Genomic DNA, 23,005 nt, shown 5'->3' with positions numbered 1-23,005 from the left:
CGAGTTCGTTCTGGTAGGTCGAAAGGAGCTCGACGAGCCATAGCTGCATTTCGACGAGTGGGCAGACAAGCAAGCTCCGACTCGATGACCTCGAATCCTGGTGTGCCTGGAGCTCCGCAGCAGATCGTGACGCGGTACGAGCACAATCCGCTGGGCGAGCTTTTGCGGGTGACGGACGCGCGCAACAACAGGAGACTATCGTGCAGCTCAAAACACATGGTGAAGTTCTGGCTCGGTCGGGTCGCGTTCTGCTTCAAGCCGACTACTCGTCCGGCGACGGAGGCCCGGGCGTGCTCTCGCTTAGGCTAGAGGACCAAGAGACGTTCGATGCCGTCGATGGGCGTCTTAGGCTAGATCCGTGGTCTGGCGATGCGTACGAACTGTTTGACTGGCCGGCGGGCAACTGCTTCGTATTGTGCGGGGCGCAAGCCGTGGTTGCGCTGGATGTGTCCACGCTTGCAATCGCGTCCTCTGTGACGATGGAGTATGAGGAAGGGGAAACGATCGACGCGCCATGGTTTGTCGAAGCCCACGAACATCACGCCCTGGTCATCGCGACGGAACGGCGCGTTTGGTGTCTAGATGATCGGGGAGCGATTAGGTGGATGTGGAGTTGCGCCACTGCTGAGTATGAACGATGGATTCTCGATTCTCCTGAGGTGGCAGATGCCCGGGTTCGTATACCGCTCGGCGCTGAGCGCCGTGGCATATCGATCAATCTGTCCATTATAGACGGACTGCAGGCTGGCGACTCCGCTTCGCGCTCGGGGTCGTGAGGATGGGAGCAGTGGTCAGGTCAATCCGCAGCACCCGGACGAGCCGATGACGACGGAGCACCTGAGGCACATCGGATACGACGAGCTCGGACATAGTCGAGCCCTAGTGCGATGTTTGAATGGGCGTTGAGGATTTCAAGGTTGCGATTGAGTCGTCTGTATCCCAAGATGATGCTGCTGGACTGCTGTTGCGGATTCCCGGAGCGTCACCGGCCGACAGCCTCAGCCCAAAGGCTCGGTGCGCACTCGTGCGGGGCGAAGATTGTGTTTTCGAAATCGAGATCCGTGCCACGGGTGGCGAGAGCCGCATGGAATTCGGCATGGCGATTTGCCATCCGATCGCTGGGCTCAAGAAGTTTACGGCACTGGTCTCGCAGATGATTACAGTCCTGTGCGCCGAGTCTGTCTCGATCATGGAAGATCTACCGGAAGGAGTGCCCGGGGACTTCCCGCCCGCACCACTGGAAGGTTTTGCTGATGCTATGGCGCGTGGACTCGCATTCAGGCGTGAGCACTGGAGAGCTGACTTCGGCGTATACGAGGCGGCCATCACCTCCCGGGAGGCATTATACCGCTTCGTCTTGCGGGAAACATGACTGAGCACGCGCCGCCCGGCTCCAGCTCCGGAAGGGTTGAAGGCGTTCCGGTTCGATCGTCGTACCCGCTATAAAGAGGAACAACGAACGGCAACAACAAGGAGTGGAAGTACCACGGGAGCCCGCAGTGAGTCCTGAACTGGGACGCGGAGAACCGGCTGGTGTCGGTGCACGAGAACGAGCAGGAGCTGTCGCGGGCGCTGTACGACGGCGCCGGCGAGCGGCGCGTTCACCTGCACCGGGTGGCCGGCGAGGAGGAGACGGCGTACGTCGACCAGCACCTCGTGGTGCGCAACGGGGTGACGGCGACGAAGCACATCTTCGCGGGCGAACCGACGCCGGTCGGAGAGCTGGTCGTTGCCGGTGCGGTCGTTGTAGGATCCATAGGCTACGCTGGCTACCTGATCTATGAAGCTGCCGCGAACGGAGATCCTCCCAAACCTCCCGAGTCTTTCCCCATTCCCGGGGACACGCCAAACGAGACCGCAGCGCCATTGCCGCCGCCGCCGGCAGCGGGTGGGGGTGGGGCGAAGGAGCCTCCGAAGCCCGCTGTAGCTGCGGCGGCGGAGCCACCACAGAGGCCGTCGAAGAGGCAAGGCGAGGATGCGAGCAGAGCAGCATCGAGGATCGACCCCACAAAGCCTGCAAGAGAGGTTCTACCAGGAAGCCTGAGACGAGAATTCCCCGGCAAGCACCTGGACAAGTCTCTGAACGGCATCAAGGATGCCCTGCGCACGGAGAGTGGTGCGGAGAAGAGATCCCTTCAAACTGCCAAGAAAATACTTGAGCAATCGGAGCGTCTTCTTGAGAAGACGAAAAGTGAATGAGTGGTTGGTATTCGGTGTGCATGCTCTTTGAGTCAGAGGTCGACGATCAGTCTTCCGAAGAGCCTTTGTGCGAGGAGAGTATTCGGTTGGTAAATGCGGCTGATGTTGATGAGGCTAAAAGAATAGCAGATTCTCTTGGGGTCGAGCTGGAGCATTCATATGCTAATCCGGATGGTAAAACGGTTAGGTGGATGTTTAAGGGAATTGTTGAGGTGCAAGATTTGTGTGAGGCCGAAATTGTGAATGGAACGGAGGTCTTTTCGAGAATGTTTAAGAAGGGTCAGCTCGATAGGTAGGTCCGCTGCCCGCTTCCGGCGACGGATGGTATGACACGAGGCCTGCTGGTACGATTGCATTACGATGATGCGAGAAGAGTGGCTGCGGGCCTCATGATCGCGCTCTGTCGCATCACTCCGGAATACGCGGTTTCTTGCGAAGTAATCGGCGTCATTGAGGGGAATGCCTCCGGACGATCGCGGGGCGCAGAGGCCACACGCCGGACGAGCGGGCGTGGGGGTGGGAGGGAGCGGGCGCGGGCGCTCGTCGTGGCGCGCTCGCGGCGGTGGTCCGCACGCTCTACCCTGGCGCTGCCGCCATGGATCTCTACCCCGCGCTCCTCAAGATCGTGCGGATCCTCCTCTCGGAGGACGACGACGTCCGGACCCCCGAGCTCCTGCTCGGCCTCGTGATCGAGGCGACGGGCGCCGACCGCGGCTTCATCGTCGTGCGCGAGGGGGGGTCCTACGAGCAGAGATTCGCGGTCCGCTTCGATCGGGCGACGATCACCGACGAGGAGCGCAGGTTCAGCCGCGGCCTCGTGCGCCAGGCCATCGAGACGCGGCAGATCGTCCGCCTGTCCCGGGAGGCCGACGCGCCGCGCTTCGCGCTCATCGAGAGCCTCGAGGCGTCAGGCGCGTCCTCCGTGCTCGTGGTGCCCCTCGCCCACGGCGGCGAGGTCTACGGCACCGTCTACGTGGAGCACGGGACCCGCGGCGCCGGGGACGAGGCGCTCCGCTTCGTCGCCGAGTTCGCCGACCTCGCGGGGCTCTTCCTCAAGCGGGCGATCGAGCGCGAGGCGCTCCGCCGCCGCACCCAGAGCCTCGAGCGCGATCTCTTCGCCCGCCACGACTTCCAGGGCATCGTCGCGCAGGACCCGAGGATGATCGCGCTCCTCAAGACGATCGCGCAGGTCGCCGACGCGGACGCGACCGTGCTGATCCGCGGGGAGACCGGCACCGGCAAGGAGCTCGTCGCCCGCGCGCTCCACGTGAACAGCCGCCGCCGCGCCAAGCCCTGCGTCACGCTGCACACCTCGGCCCTGCCAGGGACCGTCCTCGAATCGGAGCTCTTCGGCCACGTCAGGGGCGCGTTCACCGGGGCCGATCGCGATCGCGTGGGGAGGATCGCGTCGGCCCAGGGGGGGACGCTCTTCCTCGACGAGGTCGCGGAGATCGCGCCCGACGTGCAGGCGAAGCTCCTCCGCTTCCTCCAGTTCGGGGAGATCCAGCGCGTCGGATCCGACCGGACCGAGCGGGTCGACGTCCGCGTGATCGCGGCGACCCACCAGGATCTGCCGGCGCTCGTCGAGGCCGGGAAGTTCCGGCGTGACCTGTACTTCCGGCTCAAGGTGATCGAGCTCGAGATCCCGCCCCTGCGCGCGCGGGCCGGCGACATCCCGCTGCTCGTCGATCACTTCCTCCGCGCCTCCTGGAAGCGCCCCGGCGAGCAGCCCCGGTGGACGTCGCGGGCCGAGCGGGCGCTCCGCGAGCACGCGTACCCGGGCAACGTGCGCGAGCTCGCGCACGCGGTGGAGCGCGCGTGCATCCTGGCGACGGGGCCGGTGCTCGACGTGGATCTGCTCCCGCCCGATCTGACGGCGTCCGCGGCCGCGGGGCCGGCGGCCGCCGGGCCCGCCGCCGCCGGGGCCGCGCCGGCGCCGCGCTTCTCGAAGCTCTCGGCCGACGAGCTCGAAGCGGCGCGCGAGGCGGGCGCCGCCGAGGCGGAGCGATCGTTCCTCGCGGCGCTGATGGATCGGCACGGCGGGAACGTGTCGCAGGCGGCGCGCGCGTCGGGGCTCAACCGCACCTACCTGCAGAAGCTCCTCGCGAGGCACCGGGCCGACGGCGGCGGGTAGCCGGCGCGCGCCGCCCCTCCGGCGCGCTCCTCACCGCGCGCCGCCGCGCGCCGCGAGCCACGCCTTCGCCTCGGCGAGCGCGTGCTTCGCGTACTCCCCCTCCTCGGCCGCGTAGGCGTCGCGCGCCTGGATCGCGAGGGCGATCGCCCGCTCTCGGTCGCGCCCGGCGCCCCAGAGCGCCCGGGCCGCGTGGAGGCGCGTGTCCGCGAGCTCGAGGGGCGGCACGCCGCTCTCCTTCGCCGCGTAGATGGCGAGCGCCCGCTCGGCGCGCGGGAGCGCCTCGGCCGGCTTGCCCATCTCGTTGTAGGCGGAGGCGATCCCGGTGAGCGTGGACGCGACCCCGATCGAGCTCGGGCCCGCGGTCTTCTCGTGGATAGCCAGGGCGCGATCGAGGTGCGGCAGCGCCTCGGCGTGCTTCTTCTGCGCGACGAGCACGCTCGCCAGGTTGGCGAGCGTGGAGGCCAGGCTCGAGTGATCGGGGCCGAGCGCCCGCTCGCGGATCGCGAGCGCCCGCGCGTAGTGGGGCGCCGCCTCGGCGACCTTCCGCTGCATCTCGAGGACGGCCCCCACGTTGTTGTGGGAGCTCGCCACGTCGGGGTGATCGGGGCCGAGCGCCCGCTCGCGGATGGCGAGCGCCCGCTCGTGCGCGCTCCGGGCCCGGTCGGTCTCCCCGAGCATGACGAGCGCGTTGCCGAGGTTGTTGAGGGAGGCCGCGAGGAACGGGTGATCGGGGCCGAGCGCCCGCTCCTGGATGGCGACGGCGCGCTCGATGAACGGCAGCGCCTCCCGGTTGCGGCTCTGGGCGGTGTAGACGCGGCCCAGGCTGTTGAAGGTGAGCGCGATGGTCGGGTGATCGGGGCCCAGGATCCGCTCCTGGATGGATCGCGCGCGCTGGAAGGCCCGCTCGGCGTCGTCGAACCGCTCGACGCGGACGAGGACGTTGCCCAAGCGGCTCTCGGCGATCGCGACGTCGGGGTGGTCCGGGCCGAGGGCCTCCTTCAAGCCGGCGAGGGCGCGCTCGGCGAGCTCCGCGGCCTCGCCGTGCTTGCCCTGCTCGTTGAGGACGAGGGCCAGCGTGCTGGCGAGCCGCGCGCGCGCCGCGGGATCGCTGTCGCGCTCGGCCGCCCCCTCGGCGGCGAGCCGCAGCGCGAGCGCGCCCTCGTGCCGGGCCTCCTGGTAGCCGATCACGTAGAGCAGCTGGGTCCAGGCCTCGGCCGCGACGGCGTCGTCGCGGGCCCGGGAGGCGGCGCGGGCGGCCTCGCCGAGCGTCGCCTCCGCGGCCTTCGTGTCGTGCGCGTCGCGCTGCGCTCGCCCGAGCGCGAGGAGCGCCTCGGCCTCGATCGGGGCGTGGCCCACGGTCCGCGCCTCGTCGGCGATCGGCCGCGCGAGCGCGAGCGCCTCGCCGATCTTGCCCGCCTCGGCGAGGGCCCGGACCTCGGCGAGGCGGCCTCGCAGCGCGCCGACGCGCGCGCGCGCCGCGGCGTCCTCGGGCGGCGGGATCGCCGCGGTGAGCGCGCCGGCGTCCGCGCAGCCCGCGAGGCCCGGGAGCGCGAGCGACGCCTGCACCGAGCGATCGAGCACCTCGGCGTCCGGCCCGCGCGCGAAGAGCGCCGCGAGCGCCGTCATCTCCTGGCGGCGCCGCTCAAGGCACGCGGTCCGCAGATCGAGGAGCCGCTCCGACTGCTCGCCCCGCACGCGCGTCGCCTCGCAGGAGTCCGCGTACATCGCGACCCAGGCGCGCGCGCGCGCGTCGAGCGCGCCCTCCACGCGGCGGTAGGTGTCCTCCGCGTGCGGCCGCCCGGTGCCGGCGAACGCCGCGCGCACCTTGGCCTTCGTCGCCTCGTCCCAGACCCCCGCGAGCCTCGCCTCCCCGCCCTCGCAGATCCCGTTCGGGCGCTGCTGCCAGAGCCCGACCGCCGCGAGGCCGGCGAGCGCGATCCCGGTCGCCGCGGCGAGCGCCCGCCGCCGCGCCGCCGCCGGATCGCGCCTGAGCGCGGCGAGCAGCGCGGCCATGTCGGGGTAGCGCGCGTCGCGGTCGACCGAGAGCCCGCGCCCGAGGCACCGCCGGATCCACGCCGGGATCGCCCCGCGCGGCGGCTCGCGCGGGCGCCCGGCCGCGACGTTCGCGCGGAGCTCGCCGTAGGTCTCGCCGCCGAAGGGCCGCTCGCCCGCGAGCGCCTCCCACAGCGACACGCAGAACGCGAACTGATCGGCCCGCGCGTCCGCAAGCTGCCCGAGGTGCTGCTCCGGCGCCATGTACGCCGGCGTCCCCAGGAGCGAGCCCGCGCGCGTGAGGGCGTCCGCGGGGCTCGGCGCGGCGGCGGGGCTCGCCTCGGCGCTCGCGGCGGCGTCCTCGCGCCCGGCGAGCCCCACGAGCCCGAAATCGGTGACGCGCACGCGGCCGTCTTCGCCGACGAGCACGTTGTCGGGCTTGAAATCGCGGTGGACGAGCCCTGCGCGGTGCGCCTCCGCGAGCCCCTCGCCCGCCTGGAGGAAGGCGGCCACGAGCTCGGCGGTCGGGCGCCGCGCCTCCGCGCAGAACGCGCGCAGCGTCCGGCCCTCCACGAGCTCCATCACCACGAGCACCTGCGCGCCCTCGATGAGGACCTCGTGCACCGTGACCACGTTCGGGTGCTTGATCCTCGCCATGGCCTGCGCCTCGCGCACGAGCCGGGCGCGCGCCTGCGCGTTCCCCGAGCGCCCGAGCGCCTCGGGCCCCAGCACCTTGATCGCGACGTCGCGGCCGAGCACCGGATCGCGCGCCCGCACCACCACGCCCATCGCGCCTTGGCCGAGGCGGTCGATCACCTCGAACCGACCGAGCCTCGCGCCCGGGCGCAAATCGGGCGCCGCCTCGGCGCCGGGGAGCGCCGCTTCGGCGCCGGGGAGCGCCGCTTCGGCGCCGGGGAGCGCCGCCTCGGCGCCGGGGAGCGCCGCCTCGGCGGGGGCCGTCCGGTCCAGCGGCAGGACCGTGCTCGCGAACGGATCGGGCGGTGAGCCCGGGGCCGCGCCCCCGCCGCTCGACGTGAGATCCAGGGTGCTCTCGGCGCGCGCGTCCGGCTCCTCCGACAGCGGCGCCCCGCAGCGCGCGCAGCGCGGGTTGAACGGGGAGTTGTCCGCGCCGCAGCGCCGGCAAACGACCGCGCTCTCCCCCGAGATCACGGGGCGCTTCTACCACGGCCGCGCGCCGGGCGATGAGCTGTCGAGCAGGGCCCGGCCTTCGGGGCCCCTCCGCCGAGCGCTCAGCGGGCGTTCACGGCGAAGATGTGCTCGATGGCGTCCACGCACATCTGCTCCGCCACCTCCTGGGTGATCCGGGACAGCACCCGAAACCGCGTGAGCTCGGTCAACGTCTGGTGCACGTTGACCTCGGCGATCACCTCTCCATCGCCCTCGGCCTCGGCGTTGTAGAAGAGGCGGATCAGGTTGTTGGCGTCCGCCGGCACGCCCCGGAGCAGGACGTGGAGCTCGAGGCTCGGGGTCTGTTCGCCCACGTCATGCTCGATCCGGTAGGCGTGGCCCGACGCGGCGAGCTCATCGCCGATGGCCTTGAACGTGGGCGCGAAGATGTCGGCCAGGATCCGCCGGAGATCGCTCTTGAAACGCCCGCGCCGGTCGGCCGCGTCAGCGCCGCTCGCGCCCTGGGCCAGGCGCTTGCCGTATTTCTGTTGAATGATCGCCAGGCGGATGCGGGCGTGCTCGTTGATGGCCATGCTCGTGTCCCTCACCGGGCAGAACAGCGCAGGGGTTCGGGGCGGTCTCGCGGACGACCGAGCGGGCGTCAGAGCAGCAGGACCTTCACCTGGCTCGGCGCGATGGTCGTCCCGTTCACGTTGATCTGGTTCTGGATGCCCGTGGCGCCGAGCCGCACCGCCGGCTTGTTCTGCAAGAGCAGCTTCGGATAGGGGACGAGGCGCCGCGAGGGCCCCATGTTGCGACGGGAGATCACGCCGCCGAGGATCCCAGGGTTGTCGCCCATGGAGATGGGAATGACGGTCGCCAGCGTATGGGCGGGGCCGCGCCCGAGAATCACCTTGTACGCGACGGACGTCGCCATGGTTCGAGATGCCATGTTCGGGTACGGGACGGGGCCCGGCAAGCAGACATCCGGGACGCCGAAGTCGAGCCCACCGCCCGAGGTGCTAGCAAAGCACATATCTGGTCACCCTACCTGGATCTGGTCGCCATCGATCTTCACGAGGTGCGACGCCGTGATTTTGGCGTTCTCGCTGTGGATGGCGAGGTTGCCCTTGGCCGCATAGTCGATGCGATCGGCGCGCACGTGGTCGGCCTCCTCCACGATGCGGTAGGAGCGCTTCACCCGCTGCATCACCCGCTCGAGGTGCGCGTCGAGGCTCCGGCCGACCAGCTTGGCCCGGTCGACCTCGCCGCGGACCATCTTGCTGAGGAACGAGAACAGCTCCAGCGCGACGTGCCCCTCCTTCGCCTGGACACGGAAGGTCGACGCGACCATCGAGAGGTCCTTGCCGGATTGCACGTGCACGCCGTCCGGCGCCGAGAGGCCCAGCGAGCCGCGCTGCAGGCGGATCTGGAGATCTCCCTCGGAGACGAGGCGCGAGGGCGCTCCTTCCTCCCGCTCGAGGACGGCGAGCACGTAGTGCGCGCCGTTCACGGCGGCCAGGAGCACCAGGTCTCCGGCGGCGGGCTCCAGGAGACAGCTCGTCGCGCGCTTCGCGCGGACCTCGCCGTCGTCGGTCTCGACGATGTACGCGGAGCCGTCGAACCGGAGCACCGCGCCGTGTTCGCCGTAGGCTTGCCGCTCGTAGTGTCTCGTCCTTGCTACGCTCTGCATGGTTTGCTCATGAGTGAGGGGTGCGTTGACCGCCGGCAGGCCTCCCGAGAACGTTGGCCTGCCAGTCTTCTGCTTCTTTGAGCTCCTGGTCGTCGCCGTGCGCCATCGCCTTGCTCAGCGGCCAGACCGTGCCCTTGTCCGTCACGCGATGCAGCCGCGCCCGCGACAGCGTCGCGTCGGAGAAGTCGGCGAACGACACGTCGGCGTGGGAGAGGTCTGCATGGCTCAGGTCGGCCCCAGAGAAGCGGGCGCCCGGGCAGCTCGCCCGGTGCCAGACGCTCGCCTCGAGCCGAGCGCCCGAGAAGTTCGCGGCGTCCACGCGCGCATCGACGAAGAGCGTCTGGGTCAGGTCGGCCTTGGCGAAGCTCGCGTTCATCAGGGCCGCCTCGACGAAGACGGCCGTGGGGGCGCTGGCTCCATCCAGGCGAGCCCCGGTCAGGTTGGCGCCCTTGAAGCTGCATTGCGTCAGGTTGGCCCCGGAGAAGTCGCAGCCGTGCAGATCGGCGTTCGTGAGCTGCGCCCCGCTGAGGTCCATCCCCCGGAGGTCCTTGGGCCCCATCCGCACCTCGACGAGGATCGCTTCCACGAGGGTGATGCCCGTGAGGATGGCCTGGGACAGGTCCTGACGGAACAGGACCGCCTTGGTCAGGTTCGCCTGGGAGAAGTCCGCGCCGCCCGTCTCGGCCTGAAACAGGGCGGCGTCGGTCAGGTTGGCGCGGACGAGCCGGGTGTTCTTGAGGCTGGAGCGCGCGATCTCGGTCAACGAGAGATCGGCGCCGGTCAGATCCGCCGATTCGAGGTCCACGCCCGAGAAGCTCGCTCCGACCAGCGAGGCGCCCGCGAGCGCGGCCCCCGCGAGCGCGCAGTCCACGGCGCTGCCGAGGTGAAAATCGAGCCCCTTCAGGTTGGCTCCCGAAAAGTCGCAGCGGTGAAAGATCGCCTCGCGCGCACTGGCGCCCTCGAGGTTGGCGCTCGCGAAGCGGACGTCCTCGAAGATCCCGCCCGAGAGGTCGATCCCCGAGAGATCGCGGCCCGACAGGTCCAGCTCCGAGACGACCTCACCTTGCTCTATCAGCGCGCGCAGCGCTTCCCTATCCATGCTGCCTCTCGGCCGGTATCATCCGGAGTCGCTTGAGGTTGGCGCCGGCGAAGCTCGTGTCGTCGTCTCCGACCATCCGGTCGGCGCACGCGCCGAACAGGTTGGCCTTCTCGAAGCTGGCCCCGCGGACGCACGCGGAGTTCAGGACGCTCTCCCTCAGGTCCGCGGCGTGGAGCGACGCCCTGGTGAGGTCGGCTCGCATCAACATGGCCTCCACGAGGTTCGCGCGATCCAGCTTCGCCTCGGTCAGGTCGGCCTCGTTGAGCAGCGCGCCGCGCAGGTCGGCGTCGGCGAAGTTGCTGCCGTGGAGGCGCGTCCCCATCAGGTTCGCGCCGGCGAGCGTCGCTCCGCCGAAGTCTGCGCCCGCGAAGGACGAGCCCTTCACGATCGCGAGGTCCTTCGCCATGGCGTTCCGGAAGACCGCGCCGTCGCCCTCGGCGGCGATGAAGGTGGCGGAGCTCAGGTCGACGCCGGTGAAATCGACCTCGGTGACGTTCACCTCGTTGAATGTGCTCCCCGAGAGCCGCGCGCCCGCGAGGCGCGCCTCCGTGAGGTCCACGTTCTGGAACGTCGCCTTCTCCGCGACGACGTTCTCCAGGTTCGCATCGCAGAGGTTCGCCTCGGAGAGATCAGCGCCCGAGAGGTTGGCGCCGGACAGGTCCGCTCCCCAGAGGTCGGCCTTGGCGAGCACGGACCCGCCGAAATCGACGCCTCCGCCGGCCTTCACGTCCCGCAGGCACGCCGAACCGAGGTTGGCCCCGTCGAGCTTGGCCCCCGCGAGATCCGCGCCCACCAGGTTCGCGTGCGCAAGGACGGCTCCCGTGAGGTTCGCCCTTCGCAGGATGCTCCCGGTGAGGAAGGCCGACTCGAGGACGGCGCCCGAGAGGTCGATCCCCTCGAGGTCGAGGTGGGAGAGGTCGGCGCCCGTGAGGTCGCACCCCGCGAAGCTCCGTCCCTCCTTGTGCCCGGCCTCCACCTCGCGCCGAAGCCGCAGGGCCTCTTCGCTGTCGAGGGCCGCGGAGGCCGGCAAGAGGTGCGCGAGCCGCGGCCCGTCTTCGCCCCACGTCTCGGAGAACGAAGCCCTCTTGTCCAGCTCCTCCGCGAGCTTGACGTCCTCGTCTCCTGGTGGCTCACCGCCCCAGCCCTCGTCCTCTGGCAGGGGGTCCCCGCCTGGCTCCTCGGGCAGGGCATCGGGGGCCTCGGCGAAGGCATCGTCGTAGCCGTCGAGGTCGGCGTCGTCGTCGGCCCGAGCTCCTTCCTCGAGCGCTCGCCAGTCCAATCCCGACAGCAGCTCCTCGGTCTTCTCCGGTGTGACGCCCTCGCTCTCCAGCGTCTGCCGCGCGCGCTCGCGGACCTGCGACACCGTGACCTCGCTCGGGCGCTCGGAGGCGTGCTGACGCGCTTTCGCGAGCAACGCGCCGACGTCGACCCCGTGCATGTGCACCGCAGCGCGGGCCTTACCTTCGACCAAGCGGACCAGGGCTTCCTCGGAGTCGTCGAGGGGCTCGGGGTCCTCGGAGGGGCCTTGCCGGGAGAAATCTGCCTCAGGTTCGAACCCCTGGTCCCGCAGCCGCTTCTTGGCCCATTCCGCGAGCTCCTCGTGCTGGCGAAGCGCTTCGGCGTCCTCGGCGTCGTCGTCCGGGTCGGTGGTCGTCGTCGCGGCCGCAGGCTCGCTCGACGCCGGGTCCGCCTCGTGGTCTACCCCCGCGTCCGCTTCGGACTCGGACCACGCGAGGCTCTCCTCGTCGTCCTCGCCCTCGGGGGAGTCCCAAGCCGGCTCCCCCGCGTCGTCGTCGGCCGCGGCATCGAGCGGCTCGGGGTCGATCCCCATCGCGCGGAGCTCGGCCTCGATCTCCTCGATGTCGGGGTCGCTCTCTGCTCCGGCCTCGCGCGCACCGGCGGCGACCACGCCGGCCCCGGCCGCGGCAGCGGCCGCGCGCCTGACCGCTCGATCCGGCGTACCTCCCAGAAAGCCTTGCCGCCGGAGCCTCGACGCGAGCCCGGAGAGCTTGTCGTCGGGCAGCGGCGGCGCCTCCGGATCCTCGGGCTCGGGCATGAGCACGTCATCCTCGTCGTCCGGGAGCTCGGGGTTCCGGGGGCCGAGCCGGGGGGCCAGGTACTCATGGTAAACCGCGGCGGGTTTGGGAGCGCCCATGGCCTCGCAGGCGACCAGCACGGCCACCACGTCCTTCGCGTCGTCCTCGGCGATCTCGACGCCGCCGCGAAAGAGGACGACGCCTCGCTCGCGGTGCGGGAACAGACGCACCGTGTCGAGCTTCATGGCGGGCTCGCGGATCTCCACCCCGTCGCGCGTCTTGAGGCAGACGAAGCACCGGCTCGCGACCCCGGGGAGCGCGCCTTCGATCCGAGGCTTGTCCGGGTGCATGTTCTCGACCACGAAGGTCTCGTCGCCCCGGAAGAACCCGTCGACCTGCTGGTCGTCCGGGGCCATGTTGAACATCGTCGGGTCCAGATCCCGCGCAAAGCCGGGGAAGCACTCGTTGCGCCACGCCGCGTCGTGGGTGCCGATCTTCGAGAACCTCTGAGGCCAGGTCACGTCGTACCCGTCGAGGCCGGCGGGCGCCGGGCGGTCGCCGCGCGCGTGGATCAGGTGCCTGGGCGACTCGATGTTGGGGAGCGCCGCGCTCCTGTCGCCGTAGCCCTTGCCCAGCGGGTTCTTGGCAAAGCCGCTCCCGCCGAACGCGTTCCGCCAGGTGACGGGCATCTCGGTGAACGGCGCCGGGGCCGACATGCCGAGCACGCCCCACGTCCGATCGCCGACGACGTAGAGGCTCTTGTCGATGGATCCGAGCTGGACGCGGACCGAGCTCGCGGGGCGAGCGACGCGCCCCGGCGGATAGCAGCGTCCGGTGACCAGGAGCTCGCCCCGGGTCTTGGGATTGAATTCGTCGAGGAGGCCGTCCTTGCCGAGCTCCTCCGTGGCCATCGTCCAGACCGTCGGCTCGTAGAGCAGCCGGGCCGGCCTGTCGTAGGAGAAGCCGACGAAGGCGCTGATCAGGAGGTGCGGGGTGCGCTGGCTCATGAAGACCCTCGGCACCACCCCGAGGCGCATGGGTTTGACGATCTTCATCCGACGGACTCCAGGGTAGCGGGCTCGATGGGTCGCACGGCTCAGCGATGCGCGCCAGCCGGTTTGGTGCGTGGCAAGCGGATCACTTCAGGATGTGCAAGTCCGCGTTCGAGAGGCCGAGGTGGGTCTTGATCATCATGATCTCGTATGTGGCATTGTAGCCCTTTGCCCTGATTTTCGAGATGCTCAGCTCCTTGATCTCGTTGGGGGCTTTCTTGTAGGCCAGCCCCTTGATATTCTCGTATTTCGTTCCGTTGATGACCTCGACGCGCGACCCGATCTTGGTCTTGTAGAGACCGGTCACGGTGCCTTCGGCGATGCCGTTGATGGTGCTCTCGCTCTTCCCAGTGACTGTCGTCTTTCTGGGGCCGAAGATCTCGGTGGTGCTGCTGCCCCTGATCGTCGTCTCGTTCGCCCCGAGGACGGTGGTCTTTCGCCCTCCGCGAAAGTCGCTGGTGGCGCGGCCGACGATCTCGGTGTCCCGCGTACCGGTGACGCGGGTCTTGCTCTTGCCGTTGATCGTCGTTTCGTTCTGAACGAAGACCGTCGTCTCTCGGCCGTTGTCGAAGACGCCCTTGTCGCGGCCTCGGATATGGGTCTTGCGCTTCCCGAAGATGGTCAAGTCGCTGTCGCCCCTGACGGTGAGCTCGCGGCTCGACATGAGCAAGGTCGTGCTGTCGCCGCCGATCGTCGTCTTCCGGGTCCCCTTGATGCGGGTCTTTCGATTGCCGTAGACGTTCGTGGACTCGTTGCCGAGGATGCGCGTGTCGCGGTAGCCCAGGATCACGTTCTGCGAGTATCCGGCGACGAAGCTCCCGGAGTATCCCCCGACCATGCTCAGGGCGAAGCCGCCCACGATGCTCTCGGAGATCCCCACGGTGATCGCCGTCCGGTTGCCGCCCACGATGTTCTCGGAGGAGCCGCCGATCCACGTGAAGGCGTGGCCGTTCGTCTTCACCTCATAGGTCGAGCCGGCGTTGGGCGCCCCCATCCGGATGTAGGTGTTCGCGTGGGGCGTCGACAGGGTGATCCGCTCTTGCCCGGCCTGGTCCTCGATCTCGAGCCGGTTCCGCCCGCCCGTCTGGATCACGTTCCGCGTGTTGTTCCCCGAGGTGACCGGGCTCGGCGTCAGCGCGTTGGGCGCGACCCCGACGATGGCCGGCCGGTCGGGGTCGCCCCCCTCGAAGGCGCACATGACCTCGGTGCCGGCGCGCAGCGGGAAGTGGAAGCCCTCGATGCCGCCGCCGTGGGGCTGGAGCATCCGGACCCAGGTCGACGCCTTCCCCCCGGTCAGGTCGCTCTCGTCGAAGTGGAACTTGATCCGGTAGCGGCCATGGGTGTCGATCTGCGCGTACTCGCTGACCGCCGCGCCGTCGACGACCGCGGGCTCGGTGCCGTAGATGCGCGGCCACGCGGTGACCTGCGCCGCGCGGAACTGCACCGTCGCGGCGATGGCCTTGGCCTCGATGCGGTAGTTCTCGCGCCACGACACGAGCTCGCTGAGCTCGGGCATGTCCCGGTTCTGGATGCACCAGTGCTCGGCCTCGATGGCCAGATACTTCGTGTTGAACGCGGCCCGCGGGTGCTCGTCGATCTCGAAGGTGAACCCAGGGAGCAGCGTCGCCGCGTTGCCCATCGCCTGGTAGACGACGCTGGTCGCGGCCAGGCTCTCGGCCTTGACCCGCGCCAGCCGCTCCCCGTCGCCCGCCGAGAAGAAGCGCGCGCCGAACAGGCTGACCTCGCCGAAGCCATTCGGGGAGACCAGCGCCTGCCCGGTGACCGGTACGGCCGGATTGGCGTAGTTGTGGTCCTTGAGGCGGACCGCGCTCGGCACGGCTTCATGCCGGCAGGTGAAGGCGGAGAAGGAGTCTTTCGCGGTGTTGGCGCCGCCGGGCTGCGGGTAATAACGAACGGGCTTGCCGCCATACGGCTGATGGGCCGACCGGTCGTCCGCCAGCACGAGCGTCTCGCCGCCCTCGCCGTGCTCGAAGTAAAAATAGATCCCTTCGCGCTCCATCCACCGGGTGATGAAGGCGTAGTCGCTCTCGCGGTACTGGCAGACATGCTCCTCGGCGGCGTAGGCGCCTTGGAGCAGGAGATCGCAGTCCGTGACGCCGCCTTTGTGAAGGACGGCCTGGATGATCTCCGGGATGGCCTTCTCGGTGAAGATGCGGCTGTGAAACGCCATGGCCAGCAAGGCGAGGCGCGGGACCAGGGTGGCCCGGAAGACGCACCGGCCGGCGGTGTCGTTCAAGAGCTCGATGCTGCCCAGGACGCCGCTTCGAACGAAGGATGAGTCGCCGCTGTTCTCGCTCTCGCTCCGCTGCAGAGAGATGGTCAGCGGCTGGCCCACGGCCGCGGCCATGTCGAAGCCATGGCCGACGTCGTTGGTCATCACCAGGTAGAGCTCGAAGCGATAGAGCTTCGAGATCCCCTCGGTGCCATGAAAAGCTACGAGCCTGGTGGAGGAGGGCAGGGCGCTCGATTGAACGACGAAGATGTCGGGCATGGGGAGCCTTGGAGGGTGAGGAGCGGCGGCAAGGACAAGAACGCGCCGTGGAGCGTAGAGGGGCTCTGTGGCGATCGTGTGTCGGAATGCCTCCTAGTTGCTGTCGCCCAGGACGGCATTGGCAGCTGAAGCGGCTATTTCCGTTCGGATCGGCTGGTGGCGCGGCGGAGGGCCGCGCGGTCGGCGGCGCGCGGTCGGCGGCGCGCGGGGCGCCTCAGCGGCCCTGGCCGGCCGCGTGGGCGTCGCCGACCAGATCGTCGACGTCGCCGGGCGCGAACCCGACGAGATCGGGCTCCGGCGCGAGCGCCACGCCGAACCGATCGAGCACCCCGCGCCGCACGCGCCGCGCGAGCTCCAAGAGCTCCGCCGCGGTGGCGCCGCCGCGGTTCACCAGCGCGAGCGTGTGGCGCGTCGAGATGCCCGCCGCGCCGTGGCGCGTCCCCTTCGCGAACCCGGCGCGCTCGATGAGCCACGCGGCCGACAGCTTCACCCGGCCCTCGCCCGCCGGATACCGCGGGACCGCCTCGCCGGCCGCGAGCACGCCGGCCGCCTCGATGCGCGCGAGGACGCCCGCCGCCGCGCCCGCCTCGAGCGTCGGGTTCATGAAGAACGACCCCGCGCTCCGGCCGTTCTCGTCCGCCGGATCGAGCACCATCGACTTGCCGCGGCGGAGCGCGATCACGACGCGGCGCACCTCGGCGAGCGGCGGCGGCGCCCCGCCCGGAGCCGCGGCGAGCGCCCGCTGGAGCTCGGGGTAGCGGACCGCCGCGGCGCCGCCGGGGCGCAGCGCGAACGTGACCGCCGTGATGACGTACCGCCCGCGCCACGCGCGCTTGAACCGGCTGTCGCGGTACCCGAAGCCGCAGTCCGCCCCGGCGATGGCGACGGCCGCCCCGGTCGCGCGGTCGACCGCCCGGACCTCGGCGATCGTCTCCGCGACCTCCTGGCCGTACGCGCCCACGTTCTGGATCGGCGTCGCGCCGACGTCGCCCGGGATGCCCGACAGGCACTCGACCCCGGCCCAGCCCTCGGCGACCGCCCGCGCCACGAGGTCGTCCCACCCCTCGCCCGCGCCCGCGCGCACGAGCACGCGCGGGCCGCGCCCGCCGCCGCCGGCGGCGTCGCCCCCGCCCGCGAGCTCGACCCCGCGGACGCGGACGCGCAAGACCAGCGCGTCGACCCCGCGGTCGGCGACGAGCAGGTTCGAGCCGCCGCCCAGCACGAACAGCGGCACCCCGCGGGCCTCGGCGAAGCGGAACGCCTCGACCACCGCGGCCTCGTCGGCCGCCTCGGCGAAGAAGCGCGCCGGGCCGCCCACGCCGAGCGTCGTGAGCGGGGCCAGCGGGACCGCCTCGCGGACGTCGAGGCTCAGGGCTTCTTCTCCGCGCCCTGCGGCCGCTTCTCCGCGCCCTGCGGCTGCGCCGGGCCCCGCCCCGCCGCCTTCGGCGCGCCGCCCCCGGCCGGCGCCGGCCGCGCCACCCGGATGCCCGCCATGAAGCCGCTGTCGACCGCCTGCACCCGCCCGACGAACGCCTTGTACTCGTCGGCCGACACCGTGCCCGTCGGCAGGCTCAGCGCGAAATCCTCCTCGATCGCCGCGCCGTAGCTGCCCTTGCGCGACGCCTCGAGCCCCGCGTGCTCGACCCGCACGCCCTCGGGCGCGCGCTGGACCGCGTACCCCTCCGGCAGCTCGATCCGGCGGCGCACGTGGTACTGGAGCGCGGTCTCGATCGAGAGCGCGCTCTTGCGCGCCCCGCGCGAGGCGTACGTGGCGCCGAGCGTGCCCGCGAACGCGCGCGGGAACACGAGGTGCACCGGCTCCAGCCCAGGCAGCGTCCACGCCGCGGCGTCCTTGCCCTCCGGCCGCGCGAAGCCGTGGATCGTCACGGCCGCGCGGAGCGCGACCTCCCACGAGCCCTCCGTCGACGAGACCGCGACGTCCTCGACGTCGGCCCACGGGAGCCAGCCGAGCACGACGCCCCGGAGCATCTCGCGCCGCGCCGTGCCGACCACCGTCTCGAACGCCTCCGAGAGCGCCTGCGCCGACCGGCCGTGCAGCAAGATCGTGAACGATCCCGAGGCGTTGCCGTGCGCGTCGACCGCGAGCCGGAGGTCGACCTCGTCGCCGGTCTCGCCGCTCGTGCCGGCCACCGTGACGAGCTCGCCGCCCGGCAGCATGGCGGCGCGGCCGCGCAGCTCGGGGCTGATGCGCCCGGGCGGGAGCGGCGGGCCCTCGACGTCGGCGTCGATCCACACGTCGCCGCCCGGCAGGCGCGCGATGACGAGCGGGTGGCGGAAGCGCCCCGCGTGCGGCGGGAAGTCGGCCGACGAGCTGAACGGCTCGGTCTCGGCGATCGCGAGGTCGGCGCGCACGCCGAGCTCGCGCAGCGCGCGGTAGACGACCCACGACCGGCTGCCCTGGCCGAGCTCGATCATCGCGCGCGCCGTCGTGCGCTGCGGGCCGCCGGCCATGAGCGCCGCGAAATCCGAGAGCTCGGCGCCGCCGGCGACCTTCAGCGCCTTGCCCGCGGCCGCGACGACGCGCTCGAGCAGCGCGGGCGACGGCGCCCGCTCCGGGCCCGCCGCCTCCCGCGCCCAGCGGGTCATGTACGGGTCGCGGTCCGACAGCGCGCGGAGGTTCTCGTCGATCGCCGCGGCCACGTGGCCCCAGGTCTGCGTCCCCAGGCTGACCCCCACGCCCATCTCCACCTGGGGCACGCCGTCCTCCATGCGCCGCGGCGGCTGGTCCTGGATGCGCCAGACGCTGACCGTGGAGGCGCCCTCGGCGCGCTCTTCCGCGGCGCCGAGCAGCGGGTGCGACCAGACCGCGAGCGGGAGCGACGACGGGCGGCGGACCTCGATCGTCGCCTCGCGGACGCTCGTCCGCTCGGGGAGCAGGTCCCAGGTGTCGATGACGAGCTGGCCGCTGTCGCCCGGCAGCGCGTAGCCCTCGGTGACCTGCTCGATGTAGTCGCCCTGCTCGAGCTGCGAGAGGTCGCTGTGCTCCTGCGCGGCGTTCGACGCGGCGTCGGGCGCGAGGATGCGGCCGTCGCGCTTGTGGATGCGGCGGCGCAAAAGGCGCGGCATGCCGCGGCCCTCGATGAGCGGGCCGAAGGCGACCGCGCCCTGGGCGACGTCCGTGGTGCCGGAGACGCGGCGGAGGTCGTAGGTCACGTAGTGGACGAGCCCGTCGGGCGCGATCGTGAACCGCTCGACGTGGCGGAGCACCGCGACCGCGGCGCCGGGCAGGAACGCCTTGGCCTGGTCCTCCAGCACGAGCTTGCGCCCCTCGGCCTCGAGCGGCGGCGCCGGGTCCGGCGTGAGGCCGAGCGCGCGGGAGATGGGGCCGAGCGCGGCGGGGGCGTCGCGCGCGGTCGCGCGGTCGCGGGCGAGGCGGCCCCGCGCGGCGCGGACGTCGCCGCGGCCGGCGGCGAGGCCGAGCGCCTCCAGCATCACGCGCTCGCCCGGCGGCATGGCGTCGTACACGGCGAGCGCGCCGCGCAGGTCGCCGCGGGCGACCCGCTCGCGGAGCTCGACGTCGCGCAGGGCGTCCGGCGCGCGGCGGAGCCGGCGCAGCCGCTGGATCTCGGCGAGGACCGCGGCGCGGTCGCCGCTCGCGCCGAGGAGCGCGGCGAGGCACGCGTTGCCCGAGCGGTCGAGCCCGCCGCCGCAGGCGGCCTTCACCGCGTCGACCCCGGCGCGGCCGTGGACGCGGTCGTCGACCGCGGCGAGCAGCGCCGAGCCCGGCGCGGCCGCGGCGAGCCTCGCGTACGCGGCCTCGGCGACGTCGGTGACGCCGGCGCGGTGGGCGACCATCGCGAGCTCGGCGAGGACCATCCGGTCGGCGTCGGGGACCGCGGGCGCGCTCGGCCCGGACGGCCCTGTCGGAGGAGCGACCCTGACCCCGAGCTCGCGGAGCGCGTCCATCGTGCCCTCGCCCTGGCCGCCCCGGCGCTCGGCGAGCTCCGCCCGGTAGAGGCGCGCCTCCCACGACGCGGGCCAGGCGGCGAGCGCGCGATCGACGGCGGCGCGGGTGCGCTCGACGACCTTGGTCTCGGGCAGATCGCCCACGCGGCGGACGGCCCGCGCGTAGAGCAGGTCGAGGCGCGGCGAGCGCGGGGCGGCCGGCGCGGCGCGGGGCGACGACGCGGACGCCGGCGCGGGCGCGCCGCCCTGGTCGAGGCGGCCGTCGCCCTCCGGGTCGAGGAGGCGCTCGGCCGCGCGTGCGTCGCCGAGCGCGAGCAGCGCGGCGGCCGCGACCTCGACGGCGGCGGGGCCGAGCCGCTCGCCCGGGGCGCTCGGCGCCGGGACCACGCTGACCGCGGCGGGCCGCGCCGCCGTCGAGGTCGCGGCGGCGCCGGGGCGCGGCGCGCGGGCGCGGAGCGGGAGGCCGTTCTCGCCGAAGGCGCTGAGCTCGATGGCGCCGCCGTCGCGCTTCTGGGCCACGCGCACGACGACGCGCAGCGTCCCCGGCTGGGCCTCCACGGTCGCGAAGCGCGTGACCTGCGCGCCGCCGGCCGCGTAGTCGCGGTGGAGGGCGGGCACGCCGCCCACCTCGAGCGCGGCGGCGGACGACGAGGCGAGCGCGAGGCTCACCCGCTGGGCGACGGGGTTGTGGAGGTCGACGACCACGGCGCGCGTGCCCTGGAGGGCGCTCACCGCGTCGACGTCGATGGCGCAGGCGTCGGCGCGGACCACGATGGGCGAGACGGCGGTCGCGAACGGCGCGATGCCGGGGTACGAGCGCGCGAGCGGCGCGCCCTTCGCGGAGCTCACCGGCGAGGGGCGGGTGAGGCTCTGGAGCGGCGCCGCGTCGAGCGGGCCGACGAGGGCGGCCTCGTTCGCGCAGCCGCGGCGCGCGCTCCACGTCGCGGCCGCGGCCTCGTCGCCGACGTGGAGGGCGATGCGGTGGAGGGCGCTCGCGAGCGCGCCGCGCAAAAAGGGCATCTCCGGCGCGCCGCGGCCGGAGACGTCCGCGAACGCCCAGGCGCGCTGGAGGCGGCGTGCGACCTCGGGGAGCGCCTCGCGCGAGCGGAAGGCGATCGCCGAGGCGTCGGGGGCGGAGCCGCCCGCGGTGCCGGCGCCGAAGACGAGCGCGTCGAGCGACGCGACGGCGGTGGCGAGCGCGCCCTCGTCGCCCGGCGCGTCGACGGCGGCCTCGATGGCGGCGAGGTACGGCGCCGCCGCGGCGGAGCTCGCGATCTCGGCCTCGAGCGCGGCGCCGAACGCGGCGGGCAGGGGCGCCTCGACGGCCGACGGGGCGGCGGCCCCCCGCGGCGCGCACGCGGCGGGCGCGGCGCCGGCGAGCGCGAGGGCGAGCCCGAGGGCGGCGCGGCGCGCGAGGGAGGCGCGCCCAGCGCGGCGCGGGCTCCCGGGGCGCTGGCCGACGTTCGTGGGGCTCTGGGGCGGGGTGGTCACGGTCGGCGTCTCCCGGCGCCGCGCGGGGCGCCTGTCCGCCGTTCCTTACGGGGCTGGGATTGCCGAAGCAAACGCGAACTTCGGGCGGCGGAGCGATCCGGCCGACCCGCGGCGCGCGCTCGGCGTCGCCGCCCCGCCGCGGGCCGGGCGGCGCCCGGGGCGCCCCGCGCTCGTTCGAGCTGGTGCTCGATGAGCCTGCCGGACCTCACGGGCCCCGGCTCCGGCCGATGGCATGTCGCCAGCCTGAGCTGGCGCGGTGGACCGAGGTTTGACACGCCGAGCGCCCGTCCATATATTACAAAAATTGTAACATACAAAAATTAGACTATATGCGCGGTAGCTCGGGGAAAGGATGGGAAGAACGATGATCCTGGTGACAGGAGCAACTGGCAGCGTCGGACGGCACGTCGTGGACGGGCTCCTTGCCGAAGGTCACACGATCCGTGCGCTGACCCGGAACCCCGGCTCGGCCTGCATCCCGGAGGCGGCGGACGTCGTGCAAGGCGATCTGGCAGAGCCAAAGAAACTGGCTTCCGCCCTCGACGGGGTCGAGGCCGCGTACCTCGTCGCGATGGGCGGCGCTCCAGCCGATTTCGTCGACACGGCCAGGCGCGCCGGCGTTCGGCGGATCGTCCTTTTGTCGACGGGCGACGTGCTCGACGACGTCGAGCGGCAGCCGGACGCGGTCGCCGAGCTCCACGGGGCCTTCGAACGAGCGATCAGGCTGTCGGGGTTACAGTGGACATTTCTGCGCCCGAACGAGTTTGCCGGCAACAGCCTGCACTGGGCGGCGCAGATCAAGGCCGGCGACGTGGTCCGCGCGCCGTACGGCGGCGCGTGCACGGCGCCGATCCACGAGCGGGACATCGCCGCCGTCGCCGTGAGGGCGCTCGTCGACGCGGGTCACGACGGCGCGAAGTACCGGCTGACCGGCCCTCAGGCGATCACCCATGCCGAGCAGGTCAGCCTCATCGGGCAGGCCATCGGACGGACGCTGCGGTTCGAGGAGATCCCGCCCGGAGAGGCGCGACAGGCGATGATGAGGTACGCGCCGGCGGCGATCGTCGATGCCGTCCTCGGTCAGCTCGCGGCGGCGGTGGCGCACCCGGCCGAGGTGACGCGCGTCGTGGAGGACGTGACAGGCCGGCCCGCGCGTACGTTCCTCGAATGGGCGATCGATCACGCCGCCGATTTTCGCTAGCACACGGCTGCGACACGCCGGCGCACGATCGGCTCGTCAGCGGCGTTGACCCCTCTTCCTGCCGATGACCGCGGCTGGATCACCGGACGCGTCACGAAGGCGAGCCGCTTGACGCCGCTGCAGATCGACCTGGCCCCGAACGAAATCGATGAGCACCTGGAGCTGCTCGAGCGTGTAGCCCGAGAGTGTGGCCTCTGCTTCCCTGCTGATCTCGCCCCAGAACTCCTCGGCCACTTGGCGGGCCTGGTCGGTGGGTTCGACCTTCACGCGCCGGCGGTCGTCGGGATCGCGCGCTCGTTGGACGTACCCGGCCTGCTCGAGCCGATCGACGACGAACGTGAGCGCTCCCGGGGTCAGCCCGGAAGCGTCGCCGAGCTCACCGATGGTCATGGGGCCGCGTGTCATCAGGTACGCCACGCAGCGGGCGTCGGTGCGGTTGAGGCCGAACCTATCGGCCGCCGCAGCGCCGACCATCTCGGAGGCGTTCTGCAAATCGGTCACCGCCACGAGCAGCTCTTCGACCAGCCGCCGCTTAGCTCCT

The 23,005-nt window shown here is 71.8% G+C and carries 16 protein-coding genes; 6 read left to right on the top strand and 10 right to left on the bottom strand.

Annotated elements, in window-relative coordinates; translation table 11 throughout:
- Positions 1-200 precede the first annotated feature (200 nt).
- The 5 genes from WMF26_RS44400 to WMF26_RS44380 all read left to right on the top strand — a co-directional run bounded on the left by WMF26_RS44400 (position 201) and on the right by WMF26_RS44380 (position 4,333).
- A complete protein-coding gene (locus tag WMF26_RS44400; RefSeq protein ID WP_437997661.1) occupies positions 201-776 on the top strand; it encodes a hypothetical protein in 576 nt (191 codons plus the stop codon).
- Between the two features lie 119 nt (positions 777-895).
- The gene (locus WMF26_RS44395) at positions 896-1,372 is read left to right on the top strand and encodes a hypothetical protein (protein ID WP_437997660.1); all 477 of its coding nucleotides are present in this window, start codon (positions 896-898) and stop codon (positions 1,370-1,372) included.
- Positions 1,373-1,533: 161 nt separating this feature from the next.
- Positions 1,534-2,199, top strand: coding sequence for a hypothetical protein (locus WMF26_RS44390; protein ID WP_437997659.1), 666 nt, complete (start codon positions 1,534-1,536; stop codon positions 2,197-2,199).
- Positions 2,196-2,495, top strand: coding sequence for a DUF4288 domain-containing protein (locus WMF26_RS44385; RefSeq protein ID WP_437997658.1), 300 nt, complete (start codon positions 2,196-2,198; stop codon positions 2,493-2,495). The genes WMF26_RS44390 and WMF26_RS44385 overlap by 4 nt, the downstream gene beginning before the upstream one ends.
- Before the next feature lie 299 nt (positions 2,496-2,794).
- Complete coding sequence (locus WMF26_RS44380; RefSeq protein ID WP_437997657.1) at positions 2,795-4,333, top strand: sigma 54-interacting transcriptional regulator; 1,539 nt, start codon at positions 2,795-2,797, stop codon at positions 4,331-4,333.
- 30 nt (positions 4,334-4,363) lie between these two features.
- On the opposite strand, the gene WMF26_RS44375 is transcribed toward WMF26_RS44380, so the two are convergent.
- The 9 genes from WMF26_RS44375 to WMF26_RS44335 all read right to left on the bottom strand — a co-directional run bounded on the left by WMF26_RS44375 (position 4,364) and on the right by WMF26_RS44335 (position 21,263).
- Positions 4,364-7,495 carry a tetratricopeptide repeat protein gene (locus WMF26_RS44375; RefSeq protein ID WP_437997656.1) on the bottom strand — a complete coding sequence of 1,044 codons (3,132 nt, stop codon included), beginning with the start codon at positions 7,493-7,495 and terminating at the stop codon, positions 4,364-4,366.
- 80 nt (positions 7,496-7,575) lie between these two features.
- Positions 7,576-8,046 carry a hypothetical protein gene (locus tag WMF26_RS44370; protein WP_437997655.1) on the bottom strand — a complete coding sequence of 157 codons (471 nt, stop codon included), beginning with the start codon at positions 8,044-8,046 and terminating at the stop codon, positions 7,576-7,578.
- Positions 8,047-8,114: 68 nt separating this feature from the next.
- Positions 8,115-8,489, bottom strand: a complete 375-nt coding sequence (locus WMF26_RS44365) for a DUF4150 domain-containing protein (protein ID WP_437334090.1) — start codon at positions 8,487-8,489, stop codon at positions 8,115-8,117.
- Positions 8,490-8,495: 6 nt separating this feature from the next.
- Complete coding sequence (locus WMF26_RS44360) at positions 8,496-9,146, bottom strand: DUF3540 domain-containing protein (protein ID WP_437997654.1); 651 nt, start codon at positions 9,144-9,146, stop codon at positions 8,496-8,498.
- A 7-nt stretch (positions 9,147-9,153) separates the two neighbouring features.
- Complete coding sequence (locus tag WMF26_RS44355; protein WP_437997653.1) at positions 9,154-10,245, bottom strand: pentapeptide repeat-containing protein; 1,092 nt, start codon at positions 10,243-10,245, stop codon at positions 9,154-9,156.
- The gene (locus WMF26_RS44350) at positions 10,238-13,336 is read right to left on the bottom strand and encodes a DUF2169 domain-containing protein (protein ID WP_437997652.1); all 3,099 of its coding nucleotides are present in this window, start codon (positions 13,334-13,336) and stop codon (positions 10,238-10,240) included. Before WMF26_RS44350 ends, WMF26_RS44355 begins: the two co-directional genes overlap by 8 nt.
- 82 nt (positions 13,337-13,418) lie before the next feature.
- Positions 13,419-15,845, bottom strand: a complete 2,427-nt coding sequence (locus WMF26_RS44345; RefSeq protein ID WP_437997651.1) for a type VI secretion system Vgr family protein — start codon at positions 15,843-15,845, stop codon at positions 13,419-13,421.
- A gap of 214 nt (positions 15,846-16,059) precedes the next feature.
- Positions 16,060-17,163, bottom strand: a complete 1,104-nt coding sequence (locus WMF26_RS44340) for a UDP-N-acetylmuramate dehydrogenase (protein ID WP_437997650.1) — start codon at positions 17,161-17,163, stop codon at positions 16,060-16,062.
- Positions 17,164-17,213: 50 nt separating this feature from the next.
- On the bottom strand, positions 17,214-21,263 hold the full coding sequence (locus tag WMF26_RS44335) for a hypothetical protein (RefSeq protein WP_437997649.1): 4,050 nt from the start codon (positions 21,261-21,263) through the stop codon (positions 17,214-17,216).
- 364 nt (positions 21,264-21,627) lie between these two features.
- Between WMF26_RS44335 and WMF26_RS44330 the strand changes: the two genes are divergently transcribed.
- Positions 21,628-22,464 carry an NAD(P)H-binding protein gene (locus WMF26_RS44330; RefSeq protein ID WP_437315853.1) on the top strand — a complete coding sequence of 279 codons (837 nt, stop codon included), beginning with the start codon at positions 21,628-21,630 and terminating at the stop codon, positions 22,462-22,464.
- Between the two features lie 36 nt (positions 22,465-22,500).
- Here the strand turns inward: WMF26_RS44330 and WMF26_RS44325 are convergent, their stop codons facing one another.
- Positions 22,501-22,971, bottom strand: a complete 471-nt coding sequence (locus WMF26_RS44325) for a MarR family winged helix-turn-helix transcriptional regulator (RefSeq protein ID WP_437315852.1) — start codon at positions 22,969-22,971, stop codon at positions 22,501-22,503.
- Positions 22,972-23,005: the final 34 nt, after the last annotated feature.

Source organism: Sorangium sp. So ce185, assembly GCF_051526825.1.
Taxonomy (GTDB): domain Bacteria; phylum Myxococcota_A; class Polyangia; order Polyangiales; family Polyangiaceae; genus Sorangium; species Sorangium cellulosum_D.
This window is presented reverse-complemented; position numbering and strand designations above follow the sequence as displayed.

What these genes read in the sequence shown, in the direction of transcription:
- WMF26_RS44370 (WP_437997655.1), bottom strand. Translation starts at nt 8,046, where the DNA reads ATGGCCATCAACGAGCACGCCCGCATCCGCCTGGCGATCATTCAACAG.
- WMF26_RS44395 (WP_437997660.1), top strand. Translation starts at nt 896, where the DNA reads ATGGGCGTTGAGGATTTCAAGGTTGCGATTGAGTCGTCTGTATCCCAA.
- WMF26_RS44360 (WP_437997654.1), bottom strand. Translation starts at nt 9,146, where the DNA reads ATGCAGAGCGTAGCAAGGACGAGACACTACGAGCGGCAAGCCTACGGC.
- WMF26_RS44345 (WP_437997651.1), bottom strand. Translation starts at nt 15,845, where the DNA reads ATGCCCGACATCTTCGTCGTTCAATCGAGCGCCCTGCCCTCCTCCACC.
- WMF26_RS44385 (WP_437997658.1), top strand. Translation starts at nt 2,196, where the DNA reads ATGAGTGGTTGGTATTCGGTGTGCATGCTCTTTGAGTCAGAGGTCGAC.
- WMF26_RS44350 (WP_437997652.1), bottom strand. Translation starts at nt 13,336, where the DNA reads ATGAAGATCGTCAAACCCATGCGCCTCGGGGTGGTGCCGAGGGTCTTC.
- WMF26_RS44365 (WP_437334090.1), bottom strand. Translation starts at nt 8,489, where the DNA reads ATGTGCTTTGCTAGCACCTCGGGCGGTGGGCTCGACTTCGGCGTCCCG.
- WMF26_RS44355 (WP_437997653.1), bottom strand. Translation starts at nt 10,245, where the DNA reads ATGGATAGGGAAGCGCTGCGCGCGCTGATAGAGCAAGGTGAGGTCGTC.
- WMF26_RS44330 (WP_437315853.1), top strand. Translation starts at nt 21,628, where the DNA reads ATGATCCTGGTGACAGGAGCAACTGGCAGCGTCGGACGGCACGTCGTG.
- WMF26_RS44380 (WP_437997657.1), top strand. Translation starts at nt 2,795, where the DNA reads ATGGATCTCTACCCCGCGCTCCTCAAGATCGTGCGGATCCTCCTCTCG.